The organism is Thermoanaerobacter siderophilus SR4, from assembly GCF_000262445.1.
Taxonomy (GTDB): Bacteria; Bacillota; Thermoanaerobacteria; order Thermoanaerobacterales; family Thermoanaerobacteraceae; genus Thermoanaerobacter; species Thermoanaerobacter ethanolicus.
Map to the genome: position 1 here is coordinate 2,201,223 of NZ_CM001486.1, position 23,238 is coordinate 2,224,460.

The 23,238-nt window shown below is 32.6% G+C and carries 26 protein-coding genes and 3 pseudogenes; all 29 read left to right on the forward strand.

The window, feature by feature from the left end; genetic code table 11:
- The first annotated feature begins 17 nt into the window (after positions 1–17).
- The 29 genes and pseudogenes from THESIDRAFT1_RS10810 to THESIDRAFT1_RS10950 all read left to right on the forward strand — a co-directional run bounded on the left by THESIDRAFT1_RS10810 (position 18) and on the right by THESIDRAFT1_RS10950 (position 23,233).
- A complete protein-coding gene (locus tag THESIDRAFT1_RS10810) occupies positions 18–377 on the forward strand; it encodes a response regulator (RefSeq protein WP_003866715.1) in 360 nt (119 codons plus the stop codon).
- A gap of 10 nt (positions 378–387) precedes the next feature.
- The gene (gene fliO, locus THESIDRAFT1_RS10815) at positions 388–765 is read left to right on the forward strand and encodes a flagellar biosynthetic protein FliO (RefSeq protein WP_003869161.1); all 378 of its coding nucleotides are present in this window, start codon (positions 388–390) and stop codon (positions 763–765) included.
- Positions 762–1,427, forward strand: a complete 666-nt coding sequence (fliP, locus tag THESIDRAFT1_RS10820; protein ID WP_003869160.1) for a flagellar type III secretion system pore protein FliP — start codon at positions 762–764, stop codon at positions 1,425–1,427. The genes fliO and fliP overlap by 4 nt, the downstream gene beginning before the upstream one ends.
- Positions 1,428–1,440: 13 nt before the next feature.
- The gene (gene fliQ / locus THESIDRAFT1_RS10825; protein ID WP_003869159.1) at positions 1,441–1,710 is read left to right on the forward strand and encodes a flagellar biosynthesis protein FliQ; all 270 of its coding nucleotides are present in this window, start codon (positions 1,441–1,443) and stop codon (positions 1,708–1,710) included.
- A 6-nt stretch (positions 1,711–1,716) separates the two neighbouring features.
- Positions 1,717–2,499, forward strand: coding sequence for a flagellar biosynthetic protein FliR (gene fliR / locus THESIDRAFT1_RS10830; RefSeq protein WP_006570399.1), 783 nt, complete (start codon positions 1,717–1,719; stop codon positions 2,497–2,499).
- Entirely contained in the window at positions 2,496–3,587 is a 1,092-nt protein-coding gene (gene flhB, locus THESIDRAFT1_RS10835; RefSeq protein WP_006570400.1) for a flagellar biosynthesis protein FlhB, read from the forward strand. Before fliR ends, flhB begins: the two co-directional genes overlap by 4 nt.
- A gap of 10 nt (positions 3,588–3,597) precedes the next feature.
- On the forward strand, positions 3,598–5,619 hold the full coding sequence (gene flhA, locus THESIDRAFT1_RS10840) for a flagellar biosynthesis protein FlhA (protein ID WP_003869156.1): 2,022 nt from the start codon (positions 3,598–3,600) through the stop codon (positions 5,617–5,619).
- A pseudogene (locus THESIDRAFT1_RS10845) lies at positions 5,609–6,633 on the forward strand (flagellar biosynthesis protein FlhF). The gene flhA and the pseudogene THESIDRAFT1_RS10845 overlap by 11 nt, the downstream one beginning before the upstream one ends.
- Positions 6,634–6,636: 3 nt before the next feature.
- Positions 6,637–7,491, forward strand: coding sequence for a MinD/ParA family ATP-binding protein (locus THESIDRAFT1_RS10850; protein ID WP_003869154.1), 855 nt, complete (start codon positions 6,637–6,639; stop codon positions 7,489–7,491).
- Positions 7,488–8,117: a flagellar brake protein gene (locus THESIDRAFT1_RS10855; protein ID WP_003869153.1), complete on the forward strand. Its 630-nt coding sequence runs from the start codon at positions 7,488–7,490 to the stop codon at positions 8,115–8,117. The genes THESIDRAFT1_RS10850 and THESIDRAFT1_RS10855 overlap by 4 nt, the downstream gene beginning before the upstream one ends.
- 3 nt (positions 8,118–8,120) lie before the next feature.
- Positions 8,121–8,705: a CheB methylesterase domain-containing protein gene (locus tag THESIDRAFT1_RS10860; protein ID WP_003866725.1), complete on the forward strand. Its 585-nt coding sequence runs from the start codon at positions 8,121–8,123 to the stop codon at positions 8,703–8,705.
- Positions 8,695–10,677: a chemotaxis protein CheA gene (locus THESIDRAFT1_RS10865; protein WP_003869152.1), complete on the forward strand. Its 1,983-nt coding sequence runs from the start codon at positions 8,695–8,697 to the stop codon at positions 10,675–10,677. Before THESIDRAFT1_RS10860 ends, THESIDRAFT1_RS10865 begins: the two co-directional genes overlap by 11 nt.
- A gap of 15 nt (positions 10,678–10,692) precedes the next feature.
- A complete protein-coding gene (locus THESIDRAFT1_RS10870; RefSeq protein ID WP_006570401.1) occupies positions 10,693–11,118 on the forward strand; it encodes a chemotaxis protein CheW in 426 nt (141 codons plus the stop codon).
- A gap of 5 nt (positions 11,119–11,123) precedes the next feature.
- Positions 11,124–11,741, forward strand: coding sequence for a chemotaxis protein CheC (locus THESIDRAFT1_RS10875; RefSeq protein ID WP_039929373.1), 618 nt, complete (start codon positions 11,124–11,126; stop codon positions 11,739–11,741).
- The gene (locus THESIDRAFT1_RS10880) at positions 11,731–12,219 is read left to right on the forward strand and encodes a chemotaxis protein CheD (protein ID WP_003869149.1); all 489 of its coding nucleotides are present in this window, start codon (positions 11,731–11,733) and stop codon (positions 12,217–12,219) included. Before THESIDRAFT1_RS10875 ends, THESIDRAFT1_RS10880 begins: the two co-directional genes overlap by 11 nt.
- 18 nt (positions 12,220–12,237) lie before the next feature.
- The gene (locus THESIDRAFT1_RS10885) at positions 12,238–12,978 is read left to right on the forward strand and encodes a FliA/WhiG family RNA polymerase sigma factor (RefSeq protein WP_004396198.1); all 741 of its coding nucleotides are present in this window, start codon (positions 12,238–12,240) and stop codon (positions 12,976–12,978) included.
- Positions 12,979–12,993: 15 nt separating this feature from the next.
- A complete protein-coding gene (locus THESIDRAFT1_RS10890) occupies positions 12,994–14,358 on the forward strand; it encodes a DUF342 domain-containing protein (RefSeq protein ID WP_003869147.1) in 1,365 nt (454 codons plus the stop codon).
- A gap of 13 nt (positions 14,359–14,371) precedes the next feature.
- Positions 14,372–14,632 (forward strand): hypothetical protein, encoded by a 261-nt coding sequence (locus THESIDRAFT1_RS10895; protein WP_006570402.1) that lies wholly within the window; start codon positions 14,372–14,374, stop codon positions 14,630–14,632.
- A gap of 166 nt (positions 14,633–14,798) precedes the next feature.
- Positions 14,799–15,506, forward strand: coding sequence for a 30S ribosomal protein S2 (gene rpsB, locus THESIDRAFT1_RS10900; RefSeq protein WP_003869145.1), 708 nt, complete (start codon positions 14,799–14,801; stop codon positions 15,504–15,506).
- A gap of 85 nt (positions 15,507–15,591) precedes the next feature.
- A complete protein-coding gene (gene tsf, locus THESIDRAFT1_RS10905) occupies positions 15,592–16,206 on the forward strand; it encodes a translation elongation factor Ts (RefSeq protein WP_003866734.1) in 615 nt (204 codons plus the stop codon).
- Between the two features lie 117 nt (positions 16,207–16,323).
- Entirely contained in the window at positions 16,324–17,037 is a 714-nt protein-coding gene (gene pyrH / locus THESIDRAFT1_RS10910; protein WP_039929376.1) for a UMP kinase, read from the forward strand.
- 2 nt (positions 17,038–17,039) lie between these two features.
- Positions 17,040–17,594, forward strand: a complete 555-nt coding sequence (gene frr / locus THESIDRAFT1_RS10915; protein ID WP_006570404.1) for a ribosome recycling factor — start codon at positions 17,040–17,042, stop codon at positions 17,592–17,594.
- On the forward strand, positions 17,591–17,776 hold the full coding sequence (locus tag THESIDRAFT1_RS10920) for a hypothetical protein (protein WP_003866737.1): 186 nt from the start codon (positions 17,591–17,593) through the stop codon (positions 17,774–17,776). The genes frr and THESIDRAFT1_RS10920 overlap by 4 nt, the downstream gene beginning before the upstream one ends.
- Before the next feature lie 47 nt (positions 17,777–17,823).
- Positions 17,824–18,573, forward strand: coding sequence for an isoprenyl transferase (locus THESIDRAFT1_RS10925; RefSeq protein ID WP_006570405.1), 750 nt, complete (start codon positions 17,824–17,826; stop codon positions 18,571–18,573).
- A gap of 19 nt (positions 18,574–18,592) precedes the next feature.
- Positions 18,593–19,372: a phosphatidate cytidylyltransferase gene (locus THESIDRAFT1_RS10930; RefSeq protein WP_006570406.1), complete on the forward strand. Its 780-nt coding sequence runs from the start codon at positions 18,593–18,595 to the stop codon at positions 19,370–19,372.
- Positions 19,373–19,387: 15 nt separating this feature from the next.
- Positions 19,388–20,535, forward strand: a pseudogene (locus THESIDRAFT1_RS10935) (1-deoxy-D-xylulose-5-phosphate reductoisomerase).
- 6 nt (positions 20,536–20,541) lie between these two features.
- Positions 20,542–21,540 (forward strand): RIP metalloprotease RseP, encoded by a 999-nt coding sequence (gene rseP, locus THESIDRAFT1_RS10940; protein ID WP_003869140.1) that lies wholly within the window; start codon positions 20,542–20,544, stop codon positions 21,538–21,540.
- 12 nt (positions 21,541–21,552) lie between these two features.
- Positions 21,553–22,613: pseudogene (gene ispG, locus THESIDRAFT1_RS10945) on the forward strand (flavodoxin-dependent (E)-4-hydroxy-3-methylbut-2-enyl-diphosphate synthase).
- A complete protein-coding gene (locus THESIDRAFT1_RS10950; RefSeq protein ID WP_003869138.1) occupies positions 22,613–23,233 on the forward strand; it encodes a glycosyltransferase family 2 protein in 621 nt (206 codons plus the stop codon). The pseudogene ispG and the gene THESIDRAFT1_RS10950 overlap by 1 nt, the downstream one beginning before the upstream one ends.
- Positions 23,234–23,238: the final 5 nt, after the last annotated feature.

Consider the following 23,238-nt stretch of genomic DNA (forward strand, 5'->3'; position numbering starts at 1 on the left):
ATGAGGAGGAATCATTTGTGAGCAAAATAATGATAGTTGACGATGCTGCTTTTATGAGGATGATGATTAAAGATATTATTTCAAAAAACAATTTAGGGAGTGTAGTAGAAGCCGAAAATGGTGCTGTAGCAGTAGAAAAATATTTTCAAGAAAATCCAGATCTGGTTATTATGGATATTACTATGCCGGAAATGGATGGAATACAAGCAGTAAAGGCAATCCGTGCAAAGGATCCCAATGCAAAAATAATAATGTGCTCTGCTATGGGGCAACAAGCTATGGTTATCGAGGCAATTCAAGCAGGAGCAAAAGATTTTATCGTAAAGCCTTTCCAACCTGATAGAGTAGTGGAAGCTATTAAAAAATTGTTGAAGTGAGGCGCTTAAAGTGTCTAATGGCACAGAATATGTTTTTCAATTGATATGGTATTTAATTGCTTTCCTTTTAGTAATTGGAGCGGCTTTCTATATAACCCGATTTATAGGACAAAGTACTTTAAGATATACTCGCTCTACTAATTTACAGGTGATAGACTATATTATTTTAGGTAGAGATAAAGGTTTATATATAGTGAAGGTAGGAGACAAATTTTTTCTTATAGGTGTGAGTAACAACAATATAACTTATCTTACAGAGATAAATAAAGAAAATATAAAAGTTCTAACTAATGATAAAGATTTTGTGACAAATTTGAATATTTCAATAGAGAGATTAAAACTGCTAAAAAACAGATATTTGTCTAAAAAAGATGGTGAGCAAAAATGAATTTAGGAGATTGGGTTTCATCGGTAACAGCTCCTTCAAATATAGCTACAAGCCTACAAATAGTTCTTCTGCTGACAGTTTTGACTTTGGCACCTTCTATTTTGATAATGATGACTTCATTTACTCGCATAGTAGTTGTGCTGTCTTTTTTGAGAAACGCGTTAGGACTTCAACAAATGCCTCCTAATCAAGTGCTAATTGGTTTGGCGCTGTTTCTCACTCTGTATATAATGGCTCCTGTGGGGCAAGATATCAACAATAATGCTATTAAACCTTATACTGAAGGAAAAATAACTCAAGAGGAAGCGTATCAAAATGCTATCAAACCATTGAAAAATTTTATGTTGAAGCAAACAAGGCAAAGTGATTTAAATCTTTTTGTAAGTTTAGCTAAAATTAAAGTAAATAATGCAGAAGACCTTCCCATGAGAGTGGTCATTCCTTCTTTTATCATCAGTGAATTAAAAACTGCTTTTGAAATTGGCTTTATAATTTACATTCCCTTTTTGATAATTGATATAGTAGTCGCCAGTGTTTTAATGTCAATGGGTATGTTTATGTTGCCACCTGTTTTGATATCTCTTCCTTTTAAAGTATTACTTTTTATTTTGGTGGATGGATGGAACCTGGTTGTAAAATCTTTGATTTTAGGTTTTAGATAGGAGATGAAACAAGTTGAATACGGGAATGGTTATAGATATAGGAAGAGAAGCTTTAACTATTGCCTTAACAGTTGCTACTCCTTTATTAGCAGTAGCATTAGGGGTAGGACTTTTAATTAGCATTTTTCAAGCTACTACACAAATTCAGGAACAAACTTTATCTTTTGTTCCTAAAATTGTCGCTATACTTATAAGTCTAATTCTATTTGGGCCATGGATGCTTACTACTTTGGTCAACTACACTCAAAGGTTGTTTTTAAATATTAATAATTTTATAAAGTGATGTAAAATGGATATAATTCAGTATTTACTTCAAAATGTTCAAGTTTTTATATTACTTTTCGTCAGAATGCTTGGCATTTTTATACTTACACCTTTTTTTGGTACAAAAAATGTTCCTACTACTTTTAAAATAGGTTTAGGTTTTTTTGCTGCAGTAATTGTTTTTGATACCATGGGACCAGTGGATTTGCAAATAAATAATGTTTTAGATTACTTTATTGTTGTCATATCTGAGTTCATTGTTGGACTCGTGATAGGGCTGGCATCTATGATATCCTTCAGTGCTATACATTTAGCCGGTCAGCTAATTGATTATCAGTTGGGTTTTGGACTAGTAAACATTTTAGACATTCATAGTGAAACCCAAGTTCCTTTAATGGGAAATTTCATATATATTTTGACAATCCTTATCTTCATGCTTATGAATGGCCATTATACCTTATTTACAATGTTGGCTAAAAGCGTTGATATAATTCCTATTGGGAAAGTTGCTTTTGATTTATCTGGTATGTCTCAGGTCTTAACAAAAATGGTCTCTGATATGTTTATATTAGGTTTTAGAATAAGTGCTCCTATAATTTTAACAACTCTTTTGACAGATTTAACTCTGGGAATAATCTCCCGTACTATACCTCAGCTTAACGTCTTTATGATAGGAATGCCAGCGAAGATTTTTGTTGGAATCTTTACTTTGCTTATTATGTTGCCGATGTACCTGACAATTATAGATTTTATGTTTAATGGAATGAATGCTGACATTTTTAGATTGATGAAATTTATGACAAGGTGATAGTTTTGAGTAAAATAAATTTACAATTGTTTGCTGAAGAAAAAACTGAACCAGCTACTCCTAAAAGGCGACAAGATGCAAGAAAAAAAGGGCAAGTCTTCCAAAGTAGGGAAATAACTTCTGCTTTAGTAATTGTAGCAGGTTTTTTGGCAGTAAATATACTTGCAATGCCTTCTTTAGGAAAAATGATGGCTTTAATAAAATATTTGCTTTATACTTATTCTGGAGCTAATGACGATGTTTTTAACGTAGTAGGTATACGAAATCTGTTTACATACGTCTTGCAGCAAGCAATATCAATAATTATGCCTATAATCTTATTGATTTTTGTCGTTTCTCTTGCATCAACTTATCTTCAAGTAGGCTTTGTATTTACAACCGAGCCCCTTGCCTTTAAATTCGAAAGATTAAATCCTGTGGAGGGCTTTAAGAGAATTTTTTCAAAAAGAGCATTAGTAGAATTAGCTAAATCTATTGCTAAAGTGGCAGTTCTTTTCTATATAATGTACTCTTTTTTAGCTTCTCAATATAAAGGTATACCAATGCTTCTTGATATGTCAGTTCAGGATATATTAAAATACGCTTTAAACATACTTTTGGGAATTACTATTAGAATAGGAATTGTACTTATTGTTCTTGGAGCGTTAGATTATTTCTTCCAGTGGAGAGAATATGAAACAAGTCTTAAAATGAGTAAAGAGGACATAAAGGAAGAGTTTAAAGAGACAGAAGGAAACCCACAGATAAAAGCAGAGATAAGAAGAAAGCAGCGACAAGTTTCTATGAGAAGAATGATGCAAGACTTAAAAAAGGCAGATGTCGTAATAACAAACCCAACTCATCTTGCTGTTGCTCTTATGTATGACAGCAATGTCAATGATGCACCTGTAGTGATAGCTAAAGGACAGGATATGATCGCCCTCAGAATAAAAGAAGAAGCTAAGAAGTTAAATATCCCTATAGTAGAGAATAAGCCATTGGCTCAAGCACTGTATAGGTCTACTGAAATAGGAGATATGATTCCACCAGAGCTTTATCAAGCTGTAGCTGAAGTTTTGGCTTATGTCTACAGCTTAAAGGGAGAATAGGAGGGATAATTTGAAAGCCTCTGAGTTTACTGTGGTTCTTTTTGTAGTAGGAATAGTCTTGCTCATAATAATTCCTGTACCACCTGTTATCATGGACTTTTTATTAATATTTAACATAACTTTGTCTATAATAATACTTTTAACTACTATGTATGTAAAAGATGCTTTAGATTTTTCTATATTTCCTTCTATATTATTAATAACTACTCTTCTGAGACTGGCTCTTAACATTTCGAGTACGAGACTTATTTTAAGCAATGCCTATGCAGGTGGCGTAATACAGGCCTTTGGAAGTTTTGTAATAGGTGGAAATCCAGTTGTCGGATTTATTATTTTCTTGATAATTGCAATTGTACAATTTATCGTCATAACCAGAGGAGCAGAGAGAGTATCTGAAGTGTCAGCAAGATTTACTTTGGATGCAATGCCGGGAAAGCAAATGGCAATAGATGCTGATTTAAACGCAGGTCTTATAACAGAAAAAGAAGCTCGTGAGAGGAGAAAAGAAATACAGCAAGAGGCAAAATTTTATGGGGCAATGGATGGTGCTAGTAAATTTGTCAAAGGCGATGCAATTGTTTCTATAATTGTTATAATTATAAATATTGTTGCAGGTCTCATTATTGGAATGGTAATGAAGGGGATGGATATAAATAGGGCTTTAAATACTTATACTGTTTTAACAGTAGGCGAGGGTTTGGTAAATCAAATACCAGCACTTTTAATATCAACTGCTACTGGAATGATTGTCACTCGTTCAGCTTCTGAATCAAATTTAGGAGGGGATGTAATAAAGCAGCTTTTCAATCAGCCTCGAATTCTGAAAATAGCAGCTGGGTTGCTCTTCGCATTGGTATTAGTACCTCTTTTACCTAAACTCCCACTTATCTTAATGGGTTCATTGTTTGCATATCTTGGATTTGCAGGGACTCAAAAAGTAACAGTAAAAGAAGAAGAACAAGAAGAAAACATAAAAGAGTTAGAGAATATAAGAGATCCTAAGAAAGTATATGAATTATTGCAAGTTGACCCTATTGAACTGGAATTTGGTTATGAATTGATTCCTCTTGCAAGTGGAGAATTGTTAGATAGAATTGTCATGATAAGAAGACAAATTGCTCTTGATTTGGGTATTGTGGTCCCAATGATTCGTTTAAGAGATAATATTCAATTAAAACCAAATGAATACGTCATAAAGATTAGAGGAAATGAAATTGCCAGAGGCAAGGTATACGTTGATAGGTATATGGCTATGACTGCCGGAGAAATAGATGAAGATATTTCTGGAATTCGAGAAAGAGAACCAGCTTTTGGATTGCCTGCAATTTGGGTAGATGAAAACGAAAGGTCAAAGGTTGAGGCAAGAGGATATACCGTAGTAGATGTTCCTTCTGTCATTGCTACTCACCTTACTCATATTATAAGACAGCATGCCCATGAACTTTTAGGAAGGCAAGAAGTGCAGAGTTTAATTGACAATGTAAAAACTACAAATCCTGCCTTAATAGAAGAATTAGTTCCTAAGCTTTTAACAATAGGTGAAATAGAAAAAGTGCTTTCTAACCTTTTAAGAGAGGGGCTATCTATTAGAGATTTAGTCACCATATTAGAGACTTTAGCTGATTATGCCCCTATTATACGAGATACAGATGTTTTAACAGAGTATGTAAGACAGGCTTTAGCTCGTACTATTTCCAATAAATATGCTGCAGGTGGTAAAATTGAAGTTATAACGTTAGATCCGAGTGTTGAACAGTTAATATCCTCTAGTATAACTCAGACAGAACATGGTTCTTATTTAGCATTGGAGCCTTCTTCGGCACAAAGGATTTTAAAGAGTATCCATGAATTAGTAAAAAAGGTAACTTTAAAGGGTGGACAACCTGTAATTCTGACAGCGCCTGTAACTCGATTTTATCTCAGAAAGTTAGTAGAACAAATTTCTCCCGATATTGCTGTTTTGTCATATAATGAACTTTTACCAAATATTGAAGTTACATCGGTGGGGACGGTGAGGTTAAATGAAAGTTAAAAAATATATTGCTAACGATTATCAAGAAGCTTTAAGAATGATAAAAGCGGAAATGGGAAGTAACGCTGTAATACTTCATCAAAACAAAATTAAAGAAAGAGGGATTATAGGACTTTTTAAGAAGAGTAAAGTGGAAGTAGTAGCAGCGGTAGAAGATTACCCACCGGTAATACCTAAAGAAAGTATTACAAAAAATGATATAAATGAACTTAAAAATTTGATAAAAACTATAGCAGTCAATAAAAATGAAGCGGTTACAGAAACTAAGGAAAAACTTTAGTTTCTAGATTAATGGATTATGGGATAGAAAGGGAAGTATCACACTTGTTAGGAGAGGGAATTGATGAACTTGATAATAAAGGAATAAAAATTTTAAAAGAACGAATAGAGGCTTTTATGGGACCTCCTCAAAAATTGAATACTGAAAAAAGCAAAAAAATTTTGTTCATTGGACCTACTGGAGTGGGGAAAACTACTACAATTGCAAAAATTGCTTCTAATTTGATATTGAATGAAGGTAAAAATATAATGCTCGTTACAGCAGACATTTTCAGAATAGCGGCGGTAGACCAGCTGAAAACTTATGGGGAAATTTTAGGAGTGCCAGTAAAAGTAGTAAATAATATTTTTGACCTTCATAAACTTCAGCCAGAGCTTGAAAAGTACGATGCTGTTTTGATAGATACAGCGGGAAGAAGCCATAAAGATGAAAAGCGAATAAATGAATTGAAAACCTTCATTAAATATGCAAACTGTGATGAAACTTATTTATGCTTGAGTGCTACGACTAAATCGGAAGATTTAAAGGAAGTGATAAAAAGATATGAATTTGCAGGAGATTATAAATTAATTTTTACAAAATTAGATGAAACCGATAATTATAGTTCCATTTTAAATGCTGTTTATTATTCAGGGCGGCCAATTTCTTATTTTACAAATGGACAAATAGTTCCTGATGATATAACTTTAGCAGGAAGTGAAATTATCGCCTCAAGTATAGTAAAGGGGAATTAGTATATGATGGACCAGGCTGAAAGTTTAAGAAAATTGGTTTCCCAAAAAAATAAAATAAAAAGAAGCAGGGTTATTACAATTACAGGCGGAAAAGGCGGCATTGGCAAAACATGTATCTCAGTAAATCTTTCTTTGGGGCTTAAAAAATTGGGCTATAATGTTACGATTATTGATGCAGATTTGGGATTTTCAAATGTCGAAATTGAATTAGGAGTTACTTCTAAGTATACTTTATTAGATGTTTTATACAACAACAAAATGATAACAGAAGTCATAAGCGAAGGACCTTTAGGCATAAAATACATATCTTCTGGTGGAGATTTCAACCTTATCAATGAAGGAGTAGATTTAAGCCTTTTTCTAAACAACATTAAAATTTTAGACTATTATTCCGATTTTATTATTATAGATACGGGTGCAGGGCTCAATAACGTAATTAGCAATTTTTTAAAAGCGGCCGATGAAGTTTTACTCATAGTAACTCCTGAACCCACGTCTATTATGGATGCATATACTCTTATTAAGTATTCACTGGTAGGTGAAGATAAAAAGATTAATGTGCTGATAAATAAGGTAAAAAATTTTAATGAATACAAAAAAATTTATGAGAGGTTTGAAGCAGTAGTTAAAAACTATTTGGGCGTTCCTTTGATTGATTTGGGTTATTTGGAAAATGACGAAAAGATGATGGAATGTATAATTGAGCAACATCCCATTGTCCTTAAATATGAAAATAGTAAAACCTCAAAAAGGATATTGCAAATTGCAGCTCAAATAGCTAATCAACCTCCTCCTATAGAAAACAAGGGGTTGTGGGGTATTTTTTCTAGACTTATAAATAGAGGAGGATTTAGATGAATCAGATAAATTTACAACCAGGGCAGAAATTAAGATTAGGGTTAAACAATGGTCAAAATATGTACTCATCTCAAGTACAGGATATTTCTAAAAATGGAACTATATTAATTGATACTCCAGTATACAGTGGACATTTAGTTCCTGTGAGAATAGGTTCAATAGTTCAAATAATTTATTTTACAAAACAAGGCTTATTTACCTTTTATGCCAAGGTTTTAAATAGATTTTCTGGAAAACTTGCTCTTTTAGAAATAATGCCTATAAGCAGTGTAGAAAGATTGCAAAGGAGACAGTATTTTAGATTAGAAAAAGTGATTCCCTTTACTTATACTATTAGTGGTGGAGAAGAAGATAAGGTTTATAAAGGCCTTATTCAAGATATAAGCGGTGGAGGATTAAGATGTAAGGTAGATAAAAAATTAGAGGTAGGGACTATCATAAATTGTGTTTTTACATTAGACCAAGAGATAACAGTAAGCGGAAAAGTAGTGAGATATGAAGAATTATTAGAAAAAGGATATGAAATTGGTCTCTGTTATGTGGACATTGATGAAAAAGTAAGAGAAAAAATTATAAGCTATATCTTTGAAGAACAGAGAAAAAGTAGACAAAAAGGGATTGAATGATTTATGAAAAATGATTGTCTTGTTATAATTGGGGCTTCTACTGGGGGGCCTAAAGCACTGCAATATATATTGACAAATTTACCAAAGGACCTTTTTGCTTCAGTAATTGTAGTACAACATATGCCAGAAAAGTTTACTAAAATGATGGCAGAAAGATTAGACCAAAGTTGTAATCTCAAAGTAAAAGAAGCAGTAGATGGAGAGGAAATTTTGAAAAATGTAGCTTATATCGCACCTGGCGATAAAAATTTATTATTAATTGAAGAGAATGATAAAGTAAAAATTAAACTTTCTACTGATTTTGAATCTGTTTATAAACCTTCCATTGATGCTACTTTCATAAGTGCTTCCCAAATAAATGCTTGCATAATAGCTGTTATTTTGACAGGTATGGGAAGTGATGGTTCGAAAGGACTTAAGTTTTTAAAAGAGAGAGGAAGTTTTATTATATGTCAGGATATCAATTCTTCTTTAGCGAAAGGAATGCCTTATAACGCTATAAAAACAGGATTTGTTGATAAAGTTCTTCCTTTGGATAAAATTCCAGTAGAAATAATTGAGAAGGTGAGGGAATTTTATGGAAAATAATCAATACATCGATATATTTATTGAAGAATCACAAGAGCATATAGAAAATTTAAATAGCAATTTATTGCTTTTGGAAAATGACCCTGAAAATAGGCAAGTAATCGATGAGATTTTTAGGTCTGCCCATACTTTAAAAGGCATGGCTGCTACTATGGGCTTTGAAAACATGAATAAATTAGCTCATAAAATGGAGGATGTATTACAAGAGGTAAAAAATGGTCAATTGCATATTTCTCATGCAATCATGGATATTCTTTTTAAGTGTGTAGATACTTTAAGTGAAATGCTGGATTCAATATCACAAACAGGAGAAGATAATGTACCTATTGATGAGTTGATATTTTTACTTTCAGGTGTTAGTTCTAAATCTGGAAACAAAGAAAATATTGTACAAAAGGAAAATGATGCTTCTGGGAGCGATACTCTACTAAATGTATACGAAGAAGATATAATAAGAGAGGCAGCAAAAGATAATTACAAAGCCTATAAAATAACAGTACATATTGACAAAGGGTGTGTTATGAAATCAGCTCGTGCTTTTATAATCTTTAATAGTTTAGATGAAATAGGAGACATAATAAATTCTTCTCCCTCTGTAGAAGACATTGAAGATGAAAAATTTGAGGATAGTTTCACTGTTCACATCATTACAAAAGAGGATAAAGAAAGTATTGAAAAAAGATTATTGTCTATTGCTGAGGTCAACAACGTGGAAGTGGAACTAATAAACATTGATTTAAATAAAGAAGGGGAAAGATTTGTCAAAGAGGTATCTTCTTCACAATCTCAAAGTTTTGAGAACATAAAAAAATCTCAAAGCAATAATAAAACTTCAAAAAGTGTAAGAGTAGATATAGACAGATTGGATAATTTAATGAATTTAGTAAGTGAGCTTATAATCATAAAAACCCGCCTTGAAGGGTTAGAGGCAGATAATAAAAACTCTGAAACTGTAAGTGCTATTGAATATTTAGAAAGAATAACTACTAATTTACATGACGCGGTTATGAAGGTAAGAATGGTACCGGTTGAAAGAGTATTCAATAGGTTCCCAAGAATGGTAAGGGATTTATCTTACGAGTTAGGCAAAAAAATTATTCTCAATATGTATGGACAAGATACAGAAGTAGATAGAACTGTTATAGATGAAATCGGTGACCCTTTAGTTCACCTCATAAGAAATTCTATTGATCATGGTATCGAAATGCCGCAAGAAAGGTGGCAAAAAGGGAAACCAGAACAAGGTACCATTAATTTGAGAGCTTATCATGAAGGTAATAATGTCATAATAGAAGTTAGTGATGATGGAAGAGGAATTGATATAGAAAAAGTCAAAGCAAAAGCAGTAGAGAAAGGCATTTACACTGCTGAGCAAGTAAATGACCTTTCTAAAGATAAAATTTTAGACCTTTTATTTAGGCCAGGTTTTAGCACTGCTGACAAAGTTACAGATATTTCTGGCAGAGGCGTAGGATTAGATGTAGTAAAAAATAAAATCGAATCCTTAAACGGCTCAATTGAAATATTATCAGAAATAAATAAGGGAACAAAATTTATAATTAAACTTCCTCTTACTTTAGCAATTATACAAGCTTTATTAGTAAAAGTAGGAGATGAAAAATTTGCAATTCCCCTTAATTCAATTTCAGAAATAGTTCATAAAAAAGAGGAAGAAATACACAATGTTCAAGGAAAGGAAGTAGTTCTTTTTAGAGGAAAGGTAATTCCAATAATAAGATTAAATGAAGTATTAGAAACCAAAAAGATTTCTAATAATGGAAATTTGGTGTGTGTAATTATCAAAAAAGGCGAAAATTTAGCATGCTGTACTGTAGATGAATTAATTGGTCAGCAAGAGATAGTCATAAAACCATTAGGGAAGTATCTTTCTAATGTCAAAGTTATTGCAGGAGCTACAATATTGGGAGATGGCCAAGTGGCCTTGATTGTCGATGCCAACAATTTGTTTTAACAGGGAGGGAGAATTTTGAGCCTATATGTTATCGCCAAAATTGATGAGGAAGAATATGCAATAAACATAGAAAAAGTGCAGACTATAGAAAAAGTAATGCCTATAACAAGAGTTCCTCAGACTGAAAGTCATGTAAAAGGCGTTATAAATTTAAGAGGAGAAATAATTCCTGTGATTTCTTTAAGAGCAAAATTGGGTTTACCAGAAAAAAAGTACGATGAAGATACAAGAATTGTGGTTTTAAAGGCTTACGATATGTTAGTAGGCATGATTGTAGATAATGCTAATGAAGTGGTTGATATTGCAGAAGAAGATATTGATAACTTGGTTTTTAATGAGGCTTCTGACGAATTTGGAAAATTCGTCAGCAAAGTAGGAAAAATTAAAGATAAGGTATTTCTCATTTTAGATTTAAAAAAATTATTAGATGTCAGGGTGTGAGAAATGTGGATATTAACCGATTAAATGAAATGTACTTAGACATTTTAAAAGAATTAGGAAATATTGGAGCAGGAAATGCTATAACTGCTCTTTCAACAATGATTGGCAAAAAAGTGGACATGCAAGTGCCAAAGGTAAAAATTCTAGATTTTCAAGAAGTATCAGATATATTTGGCTCTGCTGATACGATCATTGTTGGTATTTATTTCGATCTAGATGGAGATGTAAAGGGTAATATTCTTTTTGCACTTGATATAAAAAGCGCTGCTTCTCTTATTTGGAGCCTCATGGGATTGGAAGTAAAAGAAGAATTTGATGAGTTAGAAAAATCCGCTTTAGAAGAAATAGGAAATATTATGGCGGGTAGCTATGTAGCCTCATTATCTACTCTTACTTCTTTAAATATGAAAATTTCACCTCCCGCAATAAGTATAGATATGGCAGGAGCAATTTTGAGTGTTCCGGCTATTAAATATGGAGAAATTTCTGATAAAATTTTGTTTATTGAGACCCAATTTATAGAGGGAGAAAAACTTATAAAAGGTGATTTCTTCTTAATACCAGATATTAACTCTTTTGATTTAATACTAAAAGCGCTTGGAGTTGAAGTGAATGGAAAATAAGATTTACAGGGTTGGAATGGCAGATGCAAAGGTCACACAAAGCCCAGGAATTCTTACAACTATTGGGCTGGGGTCTTGTGTCGGAATTGTTCTTTATGACCCAATTACAAAAATATCAGGTCTAGTACATATTATGTTACCTTATAGTAACAAAATATCTGATAATTCTAATAAACTTAAGTTTGCCGATACCGGTATCCAAGTTTTGATTGAAGAGATGGTAAAATTGGGTGCTAATCCCAAAAGGTTAATTAGCAAAATTGCTGGAGGAGCGCAAATGTTTTCTTCTAAGATAAATTCTGACATTATGAACATAGGAGAAAGAAACGCAGTTGCTACTAAAGAAGTACTAGGAAAACTTGGTATACCGATCGTTGCGGAAGATATAGGTGGAAATTATGGAAGAACTATTGAGTTTTATTCTGAGGATGGAAGACTATTAGTTAAAACTATTGGTTATGGAATAAAATATATTTAAAAATTGGGGGAATTTTGTATGTCATTAGCGGAGGAGGATATATGGAAAACTTATAATTCTAATAAAGACCCAAATTTACGAAATGAAATAATAATCAAGTATATGCCACTTGTCAAACATATTGTTAAAAAACTCATTATTTCTGATATTACTCAATCTGAATATGAAGACTTAATAAATCAAGGAGTAATTGGCCTTATCGATGCAATTGAAAAATATCAGCCTAGTAAAGGTGTAAAATTTGAAACTTACGCTACTTTAAGAATAAGAGGAGAAATAATAGACTATTTGCGAAGAAAAGATTGGATGCCTCGAAGCCTCAAAAAGAAGTACAAAAAAATAGAAGAAACCGTAGAAACACTTCAACAAAAATATAATAGAGAACCTACAGTTGAAGAAATAACAGAAGCTTGCGGCTTAAATGAAACAGATGTTTTAAAGACTTTAAGCTATATCAATGTTTCTAACATTAACTCTTTAGAGGAAGCTATTGAAAATAATTTTAAATTACATGCTATTTCAAATGTAGAATTAAAAAATCCAGAAGAAGAAGTATTGTACAAAGAACTAAAAAGAAAGCTAGCAAGTGCTATTGAGAGTTTACCAGATAAGGAAAGATTAGTTATAACATTGTATTATTATGAAGATTTAAACTACAAAGACATAAGCAAAATTTTGAATTTAACAGAGTCTAGAATATCACAAATTCATACAAAAGCTATTAAAAGGATAAGGGAAATGTTAGGCGAATACTTTTAAAATGGGGGCTTTAAAATGGATGAAAAAAAGTATAAAGTACTTGTTGACGTATCAAGAGATAAACAACAAGCTTATTTGACTTTAATTGAAGACCCCAATGGCATTAGTATTAATAAAGAAGTTTTATTACAAGAAATAGCAAAACATAATATAGTATATGGAATAAAATTCGATGTTATAGATAATATTTGTAAAGATTTGAAAAAGGTAAAAGGTGTATTAATTGCAGAAGGTAAAAAGCCTATAAATGGAGAAGATGGAAAGATAATTTTTGAGATAGACGTAGAAAGTGCTGCAACCCCAAAAATTTTGGAGGACGGAAGTGTAGACTATAAAAATTTGGACTTGTTTAAAAACGTTAAAAAGGGCCAAATAATAGCTCGAAAAATAAATCCTACTGAAGGACAACCAGGAATTAATGTTTTTGGACAAAAAGTTGATGCTCTAGGCGGCAAAGATGTAAGACTTCCTCTTGGAAAAAATACTTATATTGATGAGGATAAGCTTGTAGCTGCTGTAGATGGCCATATTGTGGTTTTAAACAACAAAATAGAAGTACATACTCTTTTGGAAGTAAAAGAAGTCGACACTTCTGTAGGAAACATAAAAACGGTAGCAAGTGTAAAAATTACTGGAAATGTTAAATCAGGTTTTACTGTTGAAAGTGAAGGTAATATAGAAATTTTTGGAGTAGTGGAAGCAGCCACTATAATAGCAAAAGGGAATATCAGTATTCATAAAGGAGTACAGGGCGCTGGAAGGGCAAAAATTATCGCAGAAGGAAATATTACAGCAAAGTATTTACAAAACTGCAGTGTAGAAGCCGGAGAAGATATATACAGTGAAGCGATAATTTATTGCGATGTAAAAGCAGGAGGAAGTGTAAAACTTTTAGGAAATAAAAGCCAAATTATTGGCAGTAAAATTGTAGCTGCAAGAGAAATTTCAGCGGCAAATATTGGTTCAAAAATGGGAACGTATACAGAATTACAAGTAGGTATACTGCCTCAAAAGAGACTGAAAATAGCGGAATTAACTTGTCAAATAGAACAAAACAATGCCCAATTAGAAAAAATAGGAAAAATTCTTAAGTACATAGAAAAAATCGAAAACTTACCTCCTGATAAAGAAGAGATTTATCATAAAGCTAAAAAATCTTTCCAAGATTTAATTTCTCTAAATCATCGTCTAAGTGAGGAATTAAATTCTTTAAAGGAGGAAATAAAAAGTTCTAGTATTGGAATTATAAAAGTTTTTGATACAATATTTCCAGGAACTAAACTCGTCATTGATGACGTGACTTTAAAAATACAAGAACCTATTAAATATGCTATGTTTATAAAAAATGAGGAAGAAATAAAATTTTTTCCTCTAAAATAAGGAGATGAATTTTATGTCCTCCAATGCCCCTATTGATTTAAAATCTATTCTACCCCGTACTGTAGAGGTAGGAAATTTGAAACAAATTGACCTTCAAAAGCCTGTCATTTATTCTCAGCAAATAACAACCCTTTCTAATAGAGAAAATGAAATAAAGAAGACAAAGCCTAATGAACTCGAGAAAACAGAAAAAACTCTTATAAAAGATCGTCGAAACTCTGAACAAAAAAATAAGCAGGAAAAAGATAAGGATAAAAAACGTAAAAAAACATAGGCCATCTAGACATAAAAGTGTGATAATATATTGACATTTAGCAAAATATATAATATAGTATTCATTGTCAGTCAATAACACACGCCTAATGATTGCAAAAAGGGTGCCTGAAAAGGTCTTTTTGCAAGAGGATTTAGGCGGAGGAATAACCATAGGAGGTGGATGTATGTCGGTAATTTCAATGAAGCAGTTATTAGAGGCAGGGGTACATTTTGGTCATCAAACAAGAAGATGGAACCCTAAAATGGCTCCTTATATTTTTACAGAAAGAAATGGAATTTACATCATTGATTTACAACAAACGGTAGAAAAACTGGAACAAGCTTATGAATTTGTCAAAAAGTTGGCCATGGAAGGAGGCACTATTCTTTTTGTTGGGACCAAGAAACAGGCTCAGGATTCTATTAAGGAAGAAGCAGAAAGATGTGGTATGTTTTATGTAAATCAAAGATGGTTAGGTGGAACCCTAACTAATTTTAAAACAATTAGAGGAAGAATTCAACGATTAAAAGAACTCAAAAAAATGGAGGAAGATGGAACTTTTGATGTTCTTCCTAAAAAAGAGGTAATAAAACTTAGGAAAGAAAAGGAAAGATTGCAGAAATTTTTGGGCGGAATAGAGAATATGCAGTCTCTGCCTTCTGCTTTATTCATAGTTGACCCCAAAAAAGAAGCTATCGCTGTGGCAGAAGCTCGAAGCTTGGAAATACCAATTGTAGCTATTGTAGATACCAATTGCGATCCTGAGCTAATCGATTATCCTATTCCAGGAAATGATGATGCTATAAGAGCTGTCAAGCTTATTACTTCAAAGATTGCAGATGCAGTGATTGAAGGCAATCAAGGCGAACAATTTGCTGCTTCAGAAGAGTGAAAATTTTGGTCTAGTGGTAAGGAAAAAGGCAAAGCTCCTTACCACTATTGTATATCATTTATCATTATCTAAGGAGGTTTTTCTAATGATATCAGCACAAGCTGTTAAAGAATTAAGAGAACGAACTGGCGCTGGAATGATGGATTGTAAAAAAGCTTTAATGGAAGCAAATGGAGATATGGAAAAGGCCATAGATATTTTAAGAGAGAAGGGATTGGCTGCTGCTGCTAAAAAAGCAGGTAGAGTTGCTAATGAAGGCTTAGTTGATGCCTACATACACAGTGGTGGAAGAATAGGGGTTTTAGTAGAAGTAAATTGTGAGACAGATTTTGTTGCAAATACTGATGAATTTAAAAATTTTGTTAAAGAAATATGCATGCAAATTGCTGCCGCAAATCCAAAGTATATTTCTCGTGAAGATGTGCCACAAGCTGTTTTGGAAAAAGAAAGAGAAATTTTAAAAGCACAGGCGTTAAATGAAGGGAAACCCCAAAATGTCGTAGATAGAATAGTTGAAGGACGTATTGAAAAATTTTACAAAGAGAATTGCTTGTTAGAACAAGAATACATTAGAGACCCAGAAAAAACAGTGAAAGATTTGTTAAATGAGACGATTGCAAAATTAGGAGAAAACATTGTAATAAGAAGATTTGTCAGATTTGAAAGAGGAGAAGGTATTGAAACTTCCTCAAATGAGTAATAAAATTAAATAGGCAACCACATAGGGACACGGTTGTGTCCCATTTTTATAAATTACTTAAAAAATTAAGAAGGATTTTCAAAATTTTTATAGAACTTATAAGAATGGGGTGTTATTGTGTTGTCAGTTGTTTACAAGCGAGTAGTTCTGAAAATCTCAGGAGAAGCTTTGGCAGGAAATAAAGGATTTGGAATCGATTTTGACACAGTTAATCGAATAGCAGACGAGATAAAAGAAGTGAAAGAAATGGGAGTTCAAATTGGTCTTGTAGTTGGCGGAGGAAATATATGGCGTGGAAGAGAAGGTATTGGGATGGACAGAACTACTGCAGACCACATGGGAATGCTTGCGACTGTAATTAATGCTCTTGCACTGCAAGATGCTTTAGAGCAACGGGGAGTTCCTACAAGAGTTCAGACTGCTATTGAGATGAGAGCAATTGCAGAACCCTATATACGCAGAAGAGCAATAAGACACTTAGAAAAAGGACGAGTTGTTATATTTGCTGCTGGGACAGGGAATCCCTTCTTTTCAACTGATACTGCTGCTTCATTAAGAGCAGCAGAAATAGATGCGGAGGTCATACTATTAGCTAAAAAAGTAGATGGAGTCTATGACAAAGACCCAAATAAATACAAAGACGCTGTAAAATTTAAAGAATTATCTTATTTAGATGTTTTAAACAAAGGTTTAGGAGTAATGGATTCAACAGCAACTTCTTTATGCATGGACAATAAAATACCAATCATAGTTTTTGACCTTACTACCTACGGAAATATAAAGAAAGTAGTAACAGGAAAAGATATTGGTACAATAGTGAAGGAGGTTTAAGTATGAGTGATTATTTAAAAGCTAGCGAAGAAAAAATGCAAAAATCTTTGAGCGTTTTAAAAAACGAATTAGCTGCTATAAGAGCAGGTAGAGCAAATCCTGCACTACTTGACCGAATTATGGTAGATTATTATGGTACTCCAACTCCTCTTAACAGATTAGCCACCATTACAGCTCCGGAGCCAAGAGTACTAGTTGTACAACCGTGGGATGTTTCAAAAGTAAGCGATATTGAAAAAGCAATACAGAAATCAGATTTAGGAATTAATCCAGTTTCTGACGGTAAAGTGTTAAGATTAGTTTTTCCTGAATTGACTGAAGAAAGAAGAAAAGAATTGGTAAAGTTAGTTCATAAAAAAGCAGAAGAGGCAAAAGTAGCAGTAAGGCAAATAAGAAGAGATGCTAATGATGCTGTAAAAAAGATGGAAAAAAACGGCGAAATTTCGGAAGATGAAAGAAAAAAGAGAGAAGAAGAAATTCAAAAATTAACTGACAAATATATTAAAGAGATAGACAAAGCGGTGGAAGCTAAAGAAAAGGAGATAATGGAAATTTGACAGATTATTATAATAATTTTATAGGAATGGATTTACATAAAATAATAGAAAAATTACCTAAGGACTTAAAATTTAACGTTGTAGAGACAAAATCTATTTTTAAATATGAGGGTTCTCGTTTAAAAGTTGCCAGGATAAAAGAACAAAATAACATTCTTGAAATTACTGTTATTAGAATTTAATCCCCCTCTGACGAGGGGGTGCCCTTATAAAATGAGGAGGAAAATAAATGGTGTTTTTTAGACAAAAAAATAGAGACTTGAGTGACAAGATTGATAAAAATAAATTGCCTATTCATATAGGTATTATCATGGATGGAAATGGAAGATGGGCTCAAAAAAGAGGGATGATGAGATTTTATGGCCATAAAGCTGGTGTTAATGCTGTAAGAGAGGTTGTAAAAGCCTCTAGAGAATTAGGGATAAAATATTTAACTTTGTACGCTTTTTCAACTGAAAACTGGAAAAGACCTAAAGAAGAAGTAAATTTTTTAATGGATTTACTCGTTGAATATCTCTCTAAAGAAGTAGATGAATTGAATAAAAATAATGTATTGATTAACTTCATAGGGGATATTTCTGTTTTACCAGAGAAGTGTAAAATTGAAATAGATCGGGCGCAAAATGTAACAAAAAACAACTCTGGCCTTGTACTTAATATAGCGTTAAATTATGGCGGAAGAGATGAAATAGTAAAGGCTGTGAAAAAAATTTGCACAAAGATTTTAAATAATGAATTGTCCATTGAGGAAATTACAGAACAAACTATAAGTGAAAATTTGTATACTAAAAACCAGCCAGATCCAGATCTTATAATAAGAACAAGTGGAGAAAAAAGATTGAGCAATTTCTTATTATGGCAATCTGCTTATTCTGAGCTTTGGTTTACAGAGGTACTGTGGCCGGATTTTGGCAAAGAACATCTTATTGAAGCAATATTGTATTACCAAACTCGCCAAAGAAGATTTGGGGGAGTATAGTAAGGAGTGGTAAATAAATATGCTAAAAACAAGAGTTATAAGTGCGATAGTAGGCTTGCCAATTTTATTTTTCATTTTAATAAAAGGGGGAAATATGCTTAAAATTGCATTAGTTTTAGTAAGCATATTAGGACTTAATGAATTTTATAATGCTACAAAAAATATTGGGGTACGGCCTGTAAAAATTTTTGGATACGTGTCAGCAATCCTTTTATATTTTTTAGAAAGTAAAATCGCAAAAGTAGATGTATTAGTTATAATCACAATGATGCTTTTTTTGCTGTTTTTGACTAATAAAAAATATAATCTCAAAGATTACGCTCTAACTTTAATGGGAATCATTTATATACCTCTTTTCTTTTTATACATACAAAAACTTAGAGAAATGCCTGAAGGAATGTACATAGTATGGTTTGTTTTTATAGTCTCTTGGATGACAGATACTTTTGCCTATTTTACCGGTAGATTTTTTGGAAAGCACAAACTTGCTCCTACAATCAGTCCCAAAAAGACGATAGAAGGAGCGATTGGAGGAATCATAGGCTCTACCATAAGCTGTGCTGTATTTGTTTGGTTATTTCCTCAATCGAATGTCAGTATATATCTTTCTGTAATTATAGGTTTATTTGGCAGTTTGATTGCTCAATGTGGAGATTTAATTGCTTCCTTTATAAAAAGAAATTGTTACATTAAAGATTTTGGAAATACAATTCCTGGCCATGGAGGAATTTTAGATAGATTTGATAGTATTTTATTTGTTTCTCCTTTCATATACTTTATTTTTCAGTACTTAATTTAGAAAGGGATGTACTTTATGAAAAAGGTAATAATTCTCGGCTCAACTGGTTCTATCGGTACACAAACATTAGACGTAATAAAAAATTTTAGAGAAAGTTTTGAAATAGTAGGACTTACAGCTTATAACAATGTAGAACTTTTATCGAAACAAATTAGAGAATTTAATCCTAAAGTTGTAGCAGTAAAAGATGAAGATAAAGCTAACCAATTAAGGGAGAATCTAAAGAAAAATGTCGAAATTCTAACTGGCAGCAAAGGGCTTCAAGAAATTGTGAAGTACGATGCCGATTTAGTGGTGGTAGCCGTAGAAGGGATTGCTGGCCTTATTCCAACAGTTACAGCTATCCAGAGGGGAAAAGATATCGCTTTAGCGAATAAAGAAGTACTTGTAACAGCTGGACAAATTGTGATGGATTTGGTAAAAAAGAAGGATATAACTCTTTTACCTGTAGATAGTGAACACTCTGCTATACTCCAATGTTTAAGAGGAAATGACAAAAAAGAAGTATCTCGATTGATTTTAACAGCCTCTGGAGGTCCTTTTAGGGGGAAGAAAAAGAAGATTTGAGAAAAGTAACTGTAAATGAGGCTCTAAATCATCCTAATTGGAAAATGGGGAAAAAAATCACGATAGATTCTGCCACTTTGATGAATAAAGGGTTTGAAGTAATAGAAGCAAAATGGCTCTTTGACATTTCTGAAGATAAAATTGATGTGATTGTGCATCCCCAGAGTATAATTCACTCAATGGTAGAATATATAGATGGTAGTGTAATTGCACAATTGGCTACTGCCGATATGAGGATACCTATTCAGTATGCATTAAATTATCCTACTCGCAATTACATAAATGGAATAAATTTTTTGGATTTTTCTATTACAACTCAGCTAACTTTTGAAAAACCCGATTTAGAAACTTTTAGATGTTTGTCGTTGGCATATGAGGCTTTAAAAATTGGCGGCACGATGACTACAGTGTTAAATGCGGCTGATGAAATAGCTGTGTCACTGTTTTTAAATAAAAAAATAGAATTTTTACAAATAGCTGAAATCATAGAGGAGAGCATGAAAGAACATAATAATATACAAAATCCCACTTTAGATGATATAATAAATGTGGATAAAGAGGTTAAGGAAAAAATAGCAAAAAAATATATGAGGTGATACATTTTGACAATATTGATAAGTATAATTGTTTTAAGCGTTTTAGTAATGTTTCACGAATTTGGACATTTTATCGTTGCAAAACTTTCTGGAGCTAGAGTAAATGAATTTTCTATTGGCTTTGGTCCACGACTTTTTAAAAAGAAATACGGAGAAACAGAGTATTCTTTTAGAGCATTGCTATTCGGTGGTTATGTTGCTTTAGAAGGTGAAGATGAAAAATCTAATGACCCGCGGGCTATAGTAAATAAGCCTTGGCCTGTAAGGTTAGCTGTCTTTGCTGCAGGTCCTTTAATGAATATATTATTAGCTTTTTTATTGCTTTTTATTGTATTTTTTAATATAGGAAGTCCGATACCACAGGTAAAATCCGTAATGGAAGGCTATCCCGCTGAAAAAGCAGGAATTTTGCCGGGGGACAAAATTGTAATGGTAAATAATACAAAGATAAATACATGGGAGGAGTTAGAGAAAGCCATAAGTTCTAATGGAGAGCGAGTATTGACAATTGAAATTCAAAGGGGAAATCAAATTTTACAAAAACAAGTAAAACCAATTTTTGATAAAAACGCTTCAAAGGTAATGATAGGAATTGTTCCAGACTATGAGCGTTCTATCTCTCTTGCCTTTAAAACTGCCATCAATCAGACAATATATTTTTCGAAACTTATTATTTTGTCTCTTGTAATGTTAGTAACCGGAAAAGTCTCTGTCAATGATATTATGGGACCTGTGGGAATTGTTCAAGCTGTTGGAACAGTCGCTAAAACAGGTGTTATAAATTTACTAGCTTTTTCCGCTCTTATAAGCGTAAATTTAGGCCTTTTTAATCTATTGCCACTACCGGCTTTAGACGGTGGAAGGATTTTGTTTGTGTTAGCAGAGGCAGTAAGAGGTAAACCATTGCCACCTGAAAAAGAAGGCTATATTCATTATTTAGGTTTTTTACTGTTGATTGCTTTGTTGATTTTTGCAACCTATAGGGATATTCTACGCATTTTTTAAAAGGTGATAAAAATGAGAAAAATTACTCGCGAAGTCAAAATAGGCAATAAAAAAATTGGAGGAAATAATCCAATTTTAGTTCAGTCTATGACTAACACGGATACCCACGATATTGAAAAAACAATAGAGCAGATAAAAAAACTGGAAGCTGAAGGCTGTGATATTATAAGAGTTGCTGTTCCAGATATGGAAGCAGCTGAAGCAATAAAAGAAATAAAGAAAAATATAAATATTCCTTTGGTAGCAGATATTCATTTTGATTATCGATTAGCTATAAAATCAATTGAAAATGGAGCAGACAAGATAAGAATTAATCCTGGAAACATAGGAAGAGAAGAAAATATCAAAAAAGTGGTAGAAATAGCAAAAGAAAAAGGTATTCCTATTAGAATAGGTGTAAATTCTGGTTCTTTAGAAAAAGAAATATTACATAAATACAAGGGAGTAACTGCCGAAGCAGTTGTGGAAAGCGCTTTAAAAAATGTTTTAATTTTAGAAAAGTTAGGCTTTTATGATATAGTTATTTCGCTTAAAACTACAAATGTACCTCTTACTATAGAGGCTTATAAACTCGCTTCTTCAAAAGTGGATTATCCATTGCACGTAGGCATAACAGAGGCAGGTACCATTGAAGCTGGCACTATAAAATCTGCTATAGGAATAGGAACATTGCTTTATTTAGGAATAGGAGACACAATACGAGTTTCTCTAACAGGTGACCCAGTCCATGAGGTAAGAGTAGGAAAACAAATTTTACGCTCTTTAGGCTTTCTAAAAGAAGGAGTAGAAATTATTTCCTGCCCTACCTGCGGCAGAACAAAAATTGACTTGATAAGGTTAGCAGAAGAAGTAGAAAAAAGGACGAGGCATATTAAAAAGCCTTTAAAAGTTGCTGTTATGGGATGTGTTGTAAATGGACCAGGGGAAGCAAAAGAAGCGGATATAGGAATAGCAGGAGGAGATGGAGAAGGAGTTATTTTTAAAAAGGAAAAGTTTATAAAAAAGTTAAGGAAGAAGAGTTAGTAGAAGAATTGATGAAAGAAATTGAAAAATTACTTGAGGAGGATTCTTAATGATTTCTGTTGTAATCCCAGCTTTTAATGAAGGAAAAAATATTGGGAGAGTTTTGTCAGTCTTAGAAACAATAGACCTGATTGATGAAATCATAGTTGTAAATGATGGTTCTACAGATGATACAAAAGAACAAGCTCTAAAATACAATGTAAAACTTGTTGATTTAGAAAAAAATCAAGGAAAAGGAAAAGCGTTAAAAGCAGGAATAGATAATTCTAAAGGTGATATTATCGTTATGTTAGATGCCGATTTGATTGGACTTACTGAAAAACATTTTGTAAATCTCGTATCTCCTGTATTAAAAAATGAAGCAGATATGACAATTGGAATTTTTTCTGGTGGAAGAAAATCTACAGATTTTGCACAAAAAATAGCACCCTTTTTGTCAGGCCAAAGGGCAATAAAAAGGCAGTTTTTAGAAAACATTGAAGAGATGGAAATCAGTAGATTCGGAGTAGAAATTGCTTTAAATAGACATGCTGAAAAGAATAAGTTAAGGGTGGTAAATGTGCCTCTTGAGAATATGAGTCATGTCATGAAAGAAGAAAAGCTGGGATTAGTTAAAGGCTTTTATGCGCGATTAAAAATGTATTTTGATATTTTAAAAATGTGGATTTAGAAAGA